Genomic DNA, 11,727 nt, shown 5'->3' with positions numbered 1-11,727 from the left:
GCTGCGCGCGGCTGGCCGATATCGTCAACCATTGCGAGAGGGAGCTGCCCATGCCCATCACGATCGCGACCGAAACGCCCCTGTCGGCCGATGGCCGGGCGTTGATCGAGGCCAGCGAGGCGGCCCTGCGCGCCGTCTACCCGCCCGAGGAATGTTTCAGCTTTTCGGCCGAGGAATTGGCGACGCGGAACACGCAATTCCTGGTCGCGCGGGCGGACGGGGCGCCGGTGGGCTGTGTCGCGCTGGTGGACGCGTTCACCTATGGCGAGGTCAAGCGGCTGTATGTCGATGCGGGCCTGCGCGGGCGCGGCATCGGGCGCGCGCTGATGGAGGTGCTGGAACAGGCCGCGCGCGACCTGGGGCTGGGCTGTCTGCGGCTGGAGACGGGCGCGGCGCTGGCGGCGGCGGTGGCGCTGTACCGGCGGCTGGGGTTCGAGGAATGCGGGCCGTTCGGCGGCTATCCGGACATCGCGTCGAACATGTTCATGGAAAAGCGGATCGGGCTGGTGCTGCGGGGGCCTCAGCGCGCGGCGCAGGTCAGTTCGGCGTAGATCACCGCCGGATCGCCCGACAACGTGCCGGGCCGCACCTGGCAGCCGGTCGCCTGTTCGATCGCGACGAAGCCGCGCGCCATGACGCCCGCGCGCCGTTCCATGTTCAGCCGGATCGCCTGGGCGGTGTTGCCGTTGCGCCGGACGGCAAAGGTGGACCCGTCCACCGTGACCCGCGTGCCGGGCAGCGCGGCGAAACCGGGGCCGGGCGAATCGCAGGCGGCAAGGGCAAGGACCAGCAGGATCGGGGCGGCGCGCAGCATGGCGCCATCGGGCCAGATCGCGGTTAACGGGCGGTTAACGACGGCGATGCGCGGAAGGTATTTGCAATATCTTCAATATCGGTTTAAGTCACATTCGAAACATTGAATATGAATCGGAGTTCCCCATGACATCGACGGCCTTGCGCCCCGCCGACCGGTATTCGCCGCTGTACTTCCTGGCCTCGCTGGGGGCCGGGGGCCTGGCGGTGACGTTCTTCATGTACCTGTTCTTCTGGGTGCCGCACCCGGGCCAGCCCGTCCCGGTGTTCGAGGATATCGCCCGCGCCTTTCTTGGCGGCGGTCTCCTGACCCAGGGGATGATCGCGGTTGCCTATGTCGGCATCGCGGTGCTGGCGTTCCACAACATCCGGCTGCTGATCTGGAACATCGCGCAATACCGCCGCCTGAAGGGCACGCCCGAATGGGAGGAACTGACCACCACCAATGCCGAAACCCAGTTGCTGGCGATGCCGCTGGCGCTGGCGATGAGCGTGAACGTGGGCTTCGTGCTGGGGCTGGCCTTCGTGCCGGGGCTGTGGGGCGTGGTGGAATACCTGTTTCCCATGGCGTTGATCGCCTTCGGCGCGATCGGGGTGCTGGCGTTCCGGCAGTTGGGCCATTTCTTCGGCCGGGTGCTGACCAAGGGCGGCGTGTTCGACGTGACCGCGCATAACTCGTTCGCCCAGCTTCTGCCGGCCTTCGCGCTGTCGATGGTGGCGGTAGGGTTCGCCGCCCCCGCGGCGATGAGCACCGTGCCGCTGACCGCGGGGATCAGCCTGATCGGGTCGACCTTTTTCGGGGTGGCGGCGATTCTGTACGCGGTGGTGGCCGCGATCACCGGGTTCAACTCGATGCTGCATTACGGTACCGCGCGGGAATCGGGGCCGACGCTGTTGGTGGTGATCCCGATCATGACGGTGCTGGGCATCATGTTCCTGCGGCAGGAACACGGGATGATGCACACCTTCGGCGCCGAGGGCGCGGCGGTGGAAACGCTGGTGTTCCTGTCGCGGCTGATGGCGGTGCAGGTGATCTTTCTGCTGCTGGGTTTCGTGGTGCTGAACCGGCAGGGATACTGGCGGGCCTTCGTCTTTGGTCAGGGCGATTCGGCGGGGGCCTATGCGCTGATCTGCCCGGGCGTGGCGCTGTCGGTGATGCTGCATTTCTGGCTGAACCAGGGGCTGGTGGCCTCGGGCCTGGTGGCCAAGTTCTCGGCCGGGTACTGGGCGGTGTCGGCGCTGTCCGTGACGATCCAGGTCGTGATGGTGTGGTTCACCTTCCACCTGAACCGGCGGCATTTCGGCCGGTCGCGCGGCGCGGCGGCGGTGCCCGCCGAGTGAACCGGCAAGGGGCGGCCGATGGGTCGCCCCGTTCGCCGTGCCGCCTTGTGTCCGGGCGCGGTCTGGCCGATGACCGGCGCAAAAGGAGCAGGGCACATGAAAACCATCGGCATCCTGGGCGGCATGTCCGCCTCGTCCACGGCGCTTTACTATGACGCGCTGAACCGCGGCGCGCGGGACCGGCTGGGCGGGCTGCATTCGGCCGAGCTGTTGATCCGGTCGCTGGATTTCGCGGTGATCGAGGACATGCAGGCCAGGGGCGACTGGGAGGCGGCGGGCGCCCTGTTGAACCGCGAGGCGCGCGCGCTGGAGGCCGGGGGGGCCGACCTGCTGATCCTGGCCACCAACACGATGCACAAGCTGGCCGAGCCGATGATGGACGGCGTTTCGATCCCGTTTCTGCATATCGCGGATGCCACGGCGGCGGCGATCCGGGCGGCGGGTCTGGCCAGGCCGGGCCTGATGGCCACGGCCTATACGATGGAGCAGACGTTTTACACCGACCGGCTGCGGGCGGCGGGTCTGGCGCCGATGCTGCCCGGCCCCGAGGACCGCGCCGAGACGCACCGGATCATCTATGACGAGCTGTGCCTGGACGAGATCCGCGACGAAAGCCGCGCGGCCTATGAGGGCATCGCGATGCGGTTGGCGAAACGCGGGGCGGATTGCCTGATCCTGGGCTGCACCGAGGTGGGGCTGCTGTTGAACGCGGGCAACGTGCCGGTGCCGGTGTTCGACACCACGCAAGTGCATTGCGCCGCGGCGCTGGATCGGGCGCTGGCGGGGTAGGTCGGACAGGGCCGCGCCCTACCCCGCGGGGAGGGGTGAACCGTCTTTGCGGAAACGCGCCGGGGGCGTGTTTCGCGGGTGAACCGGCAGAGCCCCGGACAGGTGCGGCCCCGATCGCATCCGTGCAACGCCAGACCGCCGGGGGCGCAGCCCCCGGCGCCGGTCGCCTCGCGCAGCGAGGCGAAACCCGAAGGATCAGATGATCCCGTGCCGCCCGATGCCTAGCGGCCCTCGCCCATCGCCCGCGCCTCGGACAGGGTAAAGCCGGTGGCCAGCGCCTCGGGGTCGAGCCTCAGTTCCACCACGAAGGGCGTTTCCGCCGCCAGCGCACGCTCCATCGCGGCGGGGAAATCCGCCTGCTCGGCGACCGTGACGCCGTCGCCGCCATAGGCCCGCGCCAGCGCCGGATAGTCGGGATTGGCGAGGTCCGTGCCGCTGACGCGCCCCGGATAGGTGCGTTCCTGGTGCATGCGGATCGTGCCGTAGCGGCCATTGTTGGCGACGATCACCACCACCTTGGCGCCGTGCTGCACGGCGGTCGACATCTCGTTCAGGGTCATCTGGAAACAGCCGTCGCCCGCAAGGCAGATCACCGGGCGGTCCGGGTGTTCGAGGCTGGCCGAGATCGCCGCGGGAAAGCCGTAGCCCATCGAGCCCGAGGTGGGGGCAAGCTGGGTGCCAAACCCCTTGAACGCGAAATAGCGGTGCAGGAAGGCCGCGTAATTGCCCGCGCCGTTGGTCACGATGGCGTCCTCGGGCAGGTGGCGGGACAACCAGGCGATGACCTGTTCCATCTTGACCGCGCCGGGGGTTTCCCGGGGCGTGGTCCAGGCGTCGTACTCGGCGCGGGCGGCGGCGGTCCACGCGGCCCAGGGGCCGGGGCGGGCGGGCAGGGCGGCCAGCGCCGCCACCATGGCGGGGGCGGGCAGGGCGATGCCCGGATCGGGGCGCCAGACCCGGCCCAGCTCATCCGGGTCGGGATGGACATGGACGATGCGCGGGCCGGGGCGGGTGGGATCGAGCAGCGTGTAGCCGTTGGTCGCGGTATCGCCCAGCCGGGTGCCGAGGGCCAGGACCAGGTCGGCCTGGGTCAGCCGGGCGCCCAGTTTCGGGTTCATCCCCACGCCCAGGTCGCCCACGTAATGGGAATGGCGGTTGTCCATGTGACCCTGGCGGCGGAAGGTCACCGCCACCGGCACATCGAAGCCCTCGGCGAACCCGGCCAGCTGGGCGGCGGCCTCGGGCGACCAGTGCGGCCCGCCGGCCACGACCAGCGGGCGCCGGGCCTTGGCCAGTGCCTCGGTGATGGCCGCGACCTGGGCCGGGCTTGCCTCGGCGGCGATGCGGGCGGGGGGCGCGATGTCGGGCACGTCGGCGGCCGCGCTCAGCATGTCCTCGGGCAGGGCGAGGACCACCGGGCCGGGCCGGCCGGACGTCGCCACGTGGAAGGCGTGCGAGATGTATTCGGGCAGGCGTTCTGTCTGATCGACCTCGGCGGCCCATTTCACCAGCGGGCCGAAGAAGCGGCGGTAATCGACCTCTTGAAACGCCTCGCGGTCGCGGTCGGCGCGCGCGATCTGGCCCACGAAGACCACCATCGGCGTCGAATCCTGCCGCGCGACATGCAGCCCGCTGGCCGCGTTCGACGCCCCCGGCCCGCGGGTGACGAACAGCACGCCGGGCTGGCCGGTCATCTTGCCATGGGCCTCGGCCATCATCGCGGCGCCGCCCTCGTGCCGGCAGACGATGTTGGGAATACCGGCGTCATACAGCCCGTCCAGCGCGGCGAGAAAGCTTTCGCCCGGGACCGAAAAGACCCGTTTCACCCCCTGAATCGCCAGCTGATCCGCCAGGATGCGCCCGCCATGCCGCGCCATGTTCCACCCTCCGTTCCGTTTGCCGCGCACCCTGCGTCAAGCCCGCGGCAGGGGCAAGCCGGTTGCTCTGCCGCGCGGGCGGGTTAGCTTTGGGGTGACATGGGAACGGAGGGACGGCATGGCCAAACACAGGCTTTTGGGGATTTCGGGGTCGCTGCGGCGGGAGTCCTTCAACACCAAGCTGATGCGCGAGGCGGCGCGGATCTTCGACCCCGAGGCGTTCACCGAGGCGGATCTGCGGCTGCCGCTCTATGACGGCGACATCGAGGCCACGCAGGGCATCCCGCCCGAGGTGCAGCGGCTGGCCGACCAGATCGCGGCGGCGGATGCGGTGGTGATCGCGGGGCCGGAATACAACAAGTCGATCTCGGGCGTGCTGAAGAACGCGCTGGACTGGGTCAGCCGAACCAAGGGCACCCCCTGGGCGGACAAGCCGGTGGCGATCCTGTCGGCGGCGGCGGGGGCCGCGGGCGGGCCGCGCACGCAATTCGCGCTGCGCCATTGCCTGGTGGCGTTCCGCCCGCGCCTGTTGCAGGGGCCCGAGGTGATGGTGGGCAACGCCAGCCAGCAATTCGACGCGGAGGGGCGGCTGACCAACGAGGTCGGGCAGAAGCTGCTGGAGGAGTTGATGGCGGCGCTGAAGGCCGAGATCGGACGCTAGGGGGCAGGATTGGCGATCTCGATCAGGTTGCCGTCCGGGTCGCGGACGTAGATCGACAGGATCGGCCCGGTGGCGCCGGTGCGGGGCACGGGGCCTTCCTCGACCGCGACGCCCAGCGCCCCCAGATGCGCCCGCCAGTCCGAGAGCGGCGCGGGGCTGAGGAAACAGAGGTCCGCGCTGCCGGGGCGCGGCGCGCGGGCGTGCGGCGCGAACTCGCTGCCCGCGACATGCAGGTTGATCTTCTGCGCGCCGAACAGCAGGGCGGTCCGGGTGGTGCCATCGGCGGGCAGGAACCGTTCCGCGCGCATCCCCAGCACACGGGTATAGAACGCCACGCTCGCCTCGGGATCGGAGACGGTCAGGACCAGGTGGTCGAGTGCGGAAACTTGCGGTGCCATGCGTGTTGCGCCCCCCTGCGGCTGCGGCTAGCGTGCCGACCATGGACGAGCCCGCCGCCCCGACGCAAATCCTTCGCGACGCGATGGATCCGCCGCGCGCCGCCGCGCTGCAGGCGGCGCTGGACCTGGGCGGCCCGCCGCTGCGGGGGCATGCGGTGCTGCCGCCCTTCTTTCACCAGGTCTATTTCTGGGACGCGCGCCCGCCCGGCGCGCTGGGCCGCGACGGACACCCCCGGGTCGGCGATTTCATCCCCGATCTCGGCCTGCCGCGCCGGATGTGGGCGGGGGGGCGGTTGACCTTCTACGGGTCGCTCCGGCTGGGAATCCCCGCCGAAAAGACGACCACCCTCGTAAAGGTCGAGGAAAAATCCGGGCGCAGCGGGCCGCTGGCCTTCGTCACGCTGCGCCACGACATCGTGCAAAGCGGGGTGCTGAGGGTCAGCGAACACCAGGACCTGGTCTATCGCGAGGATCCCCACCCCGCCGCGCCCCGCCCCGCCCCGCCCGAGGCCCCGGACGACGCCGAGGACCGCGACGCGCTGGCGTTCCCGACCACGCTGCTCTTTCGCTACTCGGCGCTGACCTTCAACGGGCACCGCATCCACTACGACCGCGACTATGCCCAGCGGGTCGAGGGCTATGGCGGGCTGGTGGTCCACGGGCCGCTTCTGGCGCAAGTCATGATGCTGACCGCCGAGGCGCGCGCGCCGCTGCGCGCCTTTGCCTTCCGCGCCCATGCGCCCCTGATGGACACCGAACCGGCCTGGCTTTGCCGCAAGGGCGAAAGCTACTGGATCGAGGGCCCCGGCAACCGGCTTTGCATGTCGGCCGAGGCGATCCACGCCTGATCTTTTTCTTGGCGCAAATACTCAAATCCCGCAGGGGCCGCCCGCGCGCCGCTCAGGGCTTGTAGGGCGCCATGCCCGCCCGCGCCAGCTCGTCCGCGCGTTCGTTCTCGGGGTGGCCGGCATGGCCCTTGACCCATTCCCAGCGCACCTGGTGGCGGGCCTGCGCGTCGTCCAGCCGCTGCCACAGTTCCACGTTCTTCACCGGCTTTTTCGCCGCCGTCTTCCAGCCGTTCCGCTTCCAGCCATGGATCCAGCCGGTGACGCCGTTCTTCACATAGGCGCTGTCGGTGACGATGGTGATGGCGGTGGGGCGCGTCAGGCTTTCCAGCGCGTTGATCGCGGCCAGGAGTTCCATCCGGTTGTTGGTGGTCGTGGCCTCGCCGCCCGAGAGGGTGCGCTCCTTGACGACCGTTTCGCCCTCTTTCGCCTGCAACAGCACGCCCCAGCCGCCCGGGCCGGGGTTTCCGCTGCAGGCGCCGTCTGTATAGGCGAAAAGCTCGGCCATGGTCGCTCCGTCTCTTGGCCCGCGCGGGTTTAGGGGGCGCGGGCGGGGGCGTCAATCGCGCCGGGCGGTCAGGAAGATCACGTCGCAGGGGGTGCCGTCGAAGCCGACCGAGGGTTCGGTCACCTCGGCCTCGGGGGCGAAGCCCGCGGCGCCCAGAAGCCCACGAAGTTCGTCGCGGGTGACATAGGTGTAAAGCCGACCGATGCTGTCGCGCGCCTCGCCCGTGCCCAGTTTCATCGCCACCATGACCCGCCCGCCGGGCCTGAGGGCGCAGTGGATCGCAGACAGGTGCCGGGGCAGGGCGGCGCGGGGCGCGTGCAACAGGCAGAAGCTGGCCCAGACCCCGTCGAAGGCGGCCCGGAAATCGAGGTCGTCGAAACTTCCGACCTGCACGGTCAGCCCATAGCGGTCGCGGGCGACCCGGGCCATCTCGGGGCAGGCGTCCATCGCGGTGACGGACAGCCCCGCGTCGCGCATCGCCGCCGCGCCCCAGCCCGGCCCGCAGCCGAGGTCCAGCGCCGCCCCGCCCGGCGGCAGTGCGCCGATGAAGGCGGTCAGCACCGACTGCGCCACGTCGCCGTGATGGATCTCGGAATAGTCGCTGGCGCGGGCGGAATAGACCGCGAGCGTTTCTGCGTCGGGCCCGGTCACAGCAGCGGCACGGCGAGGCAGAGGACGACCACGGCGGTCAGCGGGATGCGCAGCCCCATCCACCATTTGGGCGCCAGGTTGATCTTCCAGAAGAAGGCGTCCAACAGCAAAAGCCCGGCATAACCCGCGATCAGCGCGATGATCGAGCCCTCGGGCCCGCCGCCCACCATGAAGAACGCCCAGAGCGCGGGGATCACCGACAGCGTGAAGGCGATGCCGGCCCGCGCCCCTTCGGCCTTGGTGGCGAATCCCCAGAGCACGCCGGACATGAAGGCCAGGATGATCGTGCCGTAGAAGTTCAGCACGTAGATGCCCATGAAGCGCGGGCCCAGGTTGGCCAGCGCGAAATCGTAAAGCCCGGGCGCCAGCACCGTGCCCGCGCCCCAGAGGAACGGGATCAGCCCGGCAAGCCCCAACACCAGGGCGGACAGCGGCACCTGTTTCATGGTCACTCCGAATCCTTCATGCGGCGGGCCCGGGCAGGCCTGCGCCCCTTATGCCGGTTCGCGCACGATGCGGGGCAGGCGGAACTCGATGCTTTCGGTGGCGGTGACGACGGGTTCGACGGTCAGGTCGAACCGGTCGGCAAAGGCCTGCACCACCTCGTCGACCAGCACGTCGGGGGCCGAGGCGCCCGCGGTCAGGCCCACGGCGGAACAACCTTCGAGCGCGCGCCAGTCGATATCGGTGGCGCGCTGGACGAGTTGCGAATACTGGCAGCCCGCCGCGGCGCCCACCTCGACCAGGCGGCGCGAGTTCGACGAGTTCGGCGCGCCGATCACCAGGATCGCCTGCACCTTGGGTGCCAGCGCCTTGACCGCGCCCTGGCGGTTGGTGGTGGCGTAGCAGATGTCTTCCTTGTGGGGGCCCTCGATATTGGGGAACCGTGCCTCAAGCGCCTTGACCACGCCCGCGGTGTCGTCGATCGACAGGGTGGTCTGGGTGATATAGGCCAGCTGGTCGGGGTCGCGCGGGGTCAGCCCGGCGACCTCTTCGGCGGTCTCGATCAGCAGCACCTCGCCCTCGGGCAGCTGGCCCATGGTGCCGATCGTCTCGGGGTGGCCGCGATGTCCGATCATCACGATCTGCTTGCCGTTCTCGTGGTGGCGCGCGGCCTCGAGATGCACCTTGGAGACCAGCGGGCAGGTCGCGTCGACATAGATCATCTCGCGCCGCTTCGCCTCTTCGGGCACGGATTTCGGCACGCCGTGGGCGGAAAAGATCACCGGGCGGTCGACCGGGCATTCGTCCAGTTCCTCGACGAACACGGCGCCCTTTTCGCGCAGCCCGTCGACGACGAACTTGTTGTGCACGATCTCGTGGCGGACATAGACCGGCGGGCCCCATTTCTCCAAGGCCATCTCGACGATCTTGATCGCGCGGTCGACACCGGCGCAAAAGCCGCGCGGCGCGGCCAGGTAAAGGGTCAGCGGGGGCTTGGTCATGGCGTTTCTCCTGTCGTCCCAAGAGGTAAACCCATGGGCGTTTCGCGTCCAGCCCCGGGGCGGGCCGCGCGGGACCATAAATCGCCGCAGGTGGGGCGCGGCCTAGCCCGCGGCGGCGGCGGTGGCCCAGGCCAGCACGGCATAGCGGCCGGTCTTGGCGAGCGTGACCAGCAGCAGGAACAGCCAGGCCGGCGTGCGCATCATGCCCGCGACCACGGTAAAGGCATCGCCCAGCGGCGCCCAGGACAGCAAGAGAGTCCAGACGCCCCAGCGGGCATACCAATGCTGGGCGCGGGCCAGCTGGCGGGTCGAGACGGGGAACCAGCGCCGGCCGCGGAAATGTTCGACCCAGCGGCCCAGCACGTAATTCACGACCGCGCCCAGCACGTTGCCCACGCTGGCCACCAGCACCAGCCAGACGGGGGCGATGTCGCCGGCCAGTTGCAGCGCGACGAAGACGACTTCGGACTGGAAGGGCAGGACGGTGGCCGCGCCGAAGGCGGCGGCGAAAAGCGTGGCAAGCTGCAGAAGGATGGTCGAGCCCGGCATGGCGGTTCACCAGATGCGATGCCGGGCCCGGTTTTCAAGGACAGGCCGGAGGGGCGGCCCGCCCGCCTATCCGTCCTGTTGCGCCTCGGCCCGGTTTTCGCGCGGCTCGCGCGGTTCGCGGGGGGGGCGACCGATCACTTCCTTCAGCTCGTCGAGCTCGATGAAATTGTCGGCCTGGCGGCGCAACTCGTCGGCGATCATCGGCGGCGAACTGCGGATCGTCGAGACGACCGACACGCGCACGCCCTGGCGTTGCAGGCTTTCGACCAGCGGCTTGAAGTCGCCATCGCCCGAGAACAACACGATGTGATCGACCCGCGGGGCGAGTTCCATGGCATCGACCGTCAGTTCGATATCCATGTTGCCCTTGACCTTACGGCGGCCCTGGCTGTCGGTGTATTCCTTGGCCGGCTTCGTCACCATGGTGAAGCCGTTGTAGTTCAGCCAGTCGACAAGGGGGCGGATTGGCGAGTAGTCGTCGTTGTCCAGCAGCGCGGTGTAATAGAATGCGCGCAACAGCTTGCCACGACGCATGAATTCCTGCCGCAAGAGTTTGTAGTCGATGTCGAACTCCAGCGCCTTGGCGGCCGCGTAGAGGTTCGAGCCGTCGATGAAAAGCGCCAGGCGTTCATCTCTGTAAAACATTCGGGCTCCTTTTCAATGTGCCCGCAACACGGAAGTTCGTGAGTGGTTGGAACAATGCGCACTGAAATACAAAGCGCTGCGGGCCGTCCGCGAAATCTAAGGATCGAGTCGAATGCCGCAACCGTTAAATTATGCAAAAACCAGTCCAAAAGGACAAGTTGCCTTGGGGTCGAATGTCGCGGCCCGGGGCCGGTCGCTGTCCGGGACGCTGGCCGCGGCGCTGGAATCGCTGGATTGCGAATCACTTCGCGTGACGCGAATCAGCCGGTTCTTCCGCACCCCCTGCTGGCCGCCGGGCGCCGGTCCCGACTTCGTCAACGCGGCGGCCGAGATCGAAACCGCGCTGCCGCCCGAGGCGGTGCTGGAACGGCTGCACGCGGTCGAGGCGGCCTTTGGGCGCGAGCGCGGGGCGCGCTGGGCGGCGCGCACGCTGGACCTGGACCTGGTGGCGATGGGGAACCTGGTGCTGCCCGATGCGGCGACCCAGACCCGCTGGCGCGACCTGCCGCCCGAGGCACAGGCCAGGGACGCGCCGGGCGAGTTGATCCTGCCGCACCCCCGGTTGCAGGACCGGGCCTTCGTGCTGGTGCCGCTGGCCGAGATCGCGCCGGACTGGCGCCACCCGATTCTCTGGCAGAGCGTGGCCGAGATGCTGGCGGCGCTGCCCGAGGCCGAAAAGGCCGCGATTTCCCCGGTTTCGGGGCCTTGGTCGGGGCTTTCCGCCCTTGTCAAGGCCTTTGAGACCCAATAGAAAGGCGGTTCAACCTCCCTAGGATCGGAGAGCGCCATGGCCCGCGTGACGGTAGAAGATTGCGTTGACAAGGTTCCGAACCGGTTCGAGCTGGTGCTGCTTGCCTCTCACCGGGCACGCGAGATCGCCGCGGGCGGGTCGCTGACCATCGACCGCGACAACGACAAGAACCCGGTGGTCGCGCTGCGTGAGATCGCCGAGGAAACCCAGTCGGCCGACGACCTGCGCGAGCGGATGATCGAGGCCAACCAGACCCAGATCGAGGTCGACGAGCCGGAAGAGGATTCCATGGCGCTGCTGATGGGCGGCGGCGTTGCCGAACCGGACCGCCCGAGCGAGGACGACATGTCCGAGGAAAAGCTGCTGCGTGCCCTGATGGAAGCGCAGTCCCAGAAATAACCCCACGGGGCGCGCGCGCGACACGATCGGCCGGCCCGCGCCCCCACCTAAGGCT

Annotated in this window: 16 protein-coding genes; 7 read left to right on the top strand and 9 right to left on the bottom strand. The window is 69.2% G+C overall.

The features are described 5' to 3' along the window. The first annotated feature begins 50 nt into the window (after positions 1-50). On the top strand, positions 51-551 hold the full coding sequence (locus EV662_RS12235) for a GNAT family N-acetyltransferase (RefSeq protein WP_132462671.1): 501 nt from the start codon (positions 51-53) through the stop codon (positions 549-551). Here EV662_RS12235 and EV662_RS12230 read toward each other — a convergent pair. After that, complete coding sequence (locus EV662_RS12230) at positions 521-814, bottom strand: hypothetical protein (protein ID WP_132462669.1); 294 nt, start codon at positions 812-814, stop codon at positions 521-523. The two genes, EV662_RS12235 and EV662_RS12230, sit on opposite strands and share 31 nt — an antisense overlap. A 125-nt stretch (positions 815-939) precedes the next feature. On the opposite strand from EV662_RS12230, the gene EV662_RS12225 reads away from it, so the two are divergent. Then, complete coding sequence (locus tag EV662_RS12225; protein WP_132462666.1) at positions 940-2,154, top strand: TsoY family (seleno)protein; 1,215 nt, start codon at positions 940-942, stop codon at positions 2,152-2,154. Positions 2,155-2,250: 96 nt separating this feature from the next. Continuing rightward, positions 2,251-2,943 (top strand): aspartate/glutamate racemase family protein, encoded by a 693-nt coding sequence (locus EV662_RS12220; protein WP_132462663.1) that lies wholly within the window; start codon positions 2,251-2,253, stop codon positions 2,941-2,943. 221 nt (positions 2,944-3,164) lie between these two features. Here the strand turns inward: EV662_RS12220 and EV662_RS12215 are convergent, their stop codons facing one another. Continuing rightward, on the bottom strand, positions 3,165-4,820 hold the full coding sequence (locus EV662_RS12215; RefSeq protein WP_132462660.1) for a thiamine pyrophosphate-binding protein: 1,656 nt from the start codon (positions 4,818-4,820) through the stop codon (positions 3,165-3,167). Between the two features lie 118 nt (positions 4,821-4,938). On the opposite strand from EV662_RS12215, the gene EV662_RS12210 reads away from it, so the two are divergent. Next, on the top strand, positions 4,939-5,481 hold the full coding sequence (locus EV662_RS12210; protein WP_132462657.1) for an NADPH-dependent FMN reductase: 543 nt from the start codon (positions 4,939-4,941) through the stop codon (positions 5,479-5,481). Here EV662_RS12210 and EV662_RS12205 read toward each other — a convergent pair. After that, a complete protein-coding gene (locus tag EV662_RS12205; protein ID WP_132462654.1) occupies positions 5,478-5,879 on the bottom strand; it encodes a VOC family protein in 402 nt (133 codons plus the stop codon). The genes EV662_RS12210 and EV662_RS12205 overlap by 4 nt on opposite strands. Positions 5,880-5,920: 41 nt before the next feature. Between EV662_RS12205 and EV662_RS12200 the strand changes: the two genes are divergently transcribed. Next, a complete protein-coding gene (locus tag EV662_RS12200) occupies positions 5,921-6,727 on the top strand; it encodes an HTD2 family dehydratase (RefSeq protein WP_132462651.1) in 807 nt (268 codons plus the stop codon). 52 nt (positions 6,728-6,779) lie between these two features. Here EV662_RS12200 and rnhA read toward each other — a convergent pair whose 3' ends face one another. The 6 genes from rnhA to EV662_RS12170 form a co-directional block, all read right to left on the bottom strand. Continuing rightward, positions 6,780-7,232, bottom strand: coding sequence for a ribonuclease HI (rnhA, locus tag EV662_RS12195; RefSeq protein ID WP_132462648.1), 453 nt, complete (start codon positions 7,230-7,232; stop codon positions 6,780-6,782). A gap of 51 nt (positions 7,233-7,283) precedes the next feature. Then, positions 7,284-7,883 (bottom strand): class I SAM-dependent methyltransferase, encoded by a 600-nt coding sequence (locus EV662_RS12190; RefSeq protein WP_132462644.1) that lies wholly within the window; start codon positions 7,881-7,883, stop codon positions 7,284-7,286. Further along, positions 7,880-8,329, bottom strand: a complete 450-nt coding sequence (locus tag EV662_RS12185) for a DUF3429 domain-containing protein (RefSeq protein WP_132462885.1) — start codon at positions 8,327-8,329, stop codon at positions 7,880-7,882. Before EV662_RS12185 ends, EV662_RS12190 begins: the two co-directional genes overlap by 4 nt. Before the next feature lie 48 nt (positions 8,330-8,377). Beyond that, positions 8,378-9,328, bottom strand: a complete 951-nt coding sequence (gene ispH, locus EV662_RS12180; RefSeq protein ID WP_132462641.1) for a 4-hydroxy-3-methylbut-2-enyl diphosphate reductase — start codon at positions 9,326-9,328, stop codon at positions 8,378-8,380. 102 nt (positions 9,329-9,430) lie between these two features. Continuing rightward, positions 9,431-9,877, bottom strand: a complete 447-nt coding sequence (locus EV662_RS12175; RefSeq protein ID WP_132462638.1) for a YqaA family protein — start codon at positions 9,875-9,877, stop codon at positions 9,431-9,433. A gap of 66 nt (positions 9,878-9,943) precedes the next feature. Then, positions 9,944-10,522, bottom strand: a complete 579-nt coding sequence (locus tag EV662_RS12170; RefSeq protein WP_132462636.1) for a LabA-like NYN domain-containing protein — start codon at positions 10,520-10,522, stop codon at positions 9,944-9,946. 163 nt (positions 10,523-10,685) lie between these two features. Between EV662_RS12170 and folK the strand changes: the two genes are divergently transcribed. Beyond that, on the top strand, positions 10,686-11,273 hold the full coding sequence (gene folK / locus EV662_RS12165) for a 2-amino-4-hydroxy-6-hydroxymethyldihydropteridine diphosphokinase (protein WP_243695836.1): 588 nt from the start codon (positions 10,686-10,688) through the stop codon (positions 11,271-11,273). A 36-nt stretch (positions 11,274-11,309) separates the two neighbouring features. Beyond that, a complete protein-coding gene (gene rpoZ, locus EV662_RS12160; protein ID WP_132462630.1) occupies positions 11,310-11,672 on the top strand; it encodes a DNA-directed RNA polymerase subunit omega in 363 nt (120 codons plus the stop codon). Positions 11,673-11,727: the final 55 nt, after the last annotated feature.

It is taken from the genome of Rhodovulum marinum (assembly GCF_004343075.1).
GTDB classification, from domain to species: domain Bacteria; phylum Pseudomonadota; class Alphaproteobacteria; order Rhodobacterales; family Rhodobacteraceae; genus Rhodovulum; species Rhodovulum marinum.
Note: the sequence above shows the minus strand (reverse complement) of the source record. Positions and strands in the feature narration are given on the sequence as shown.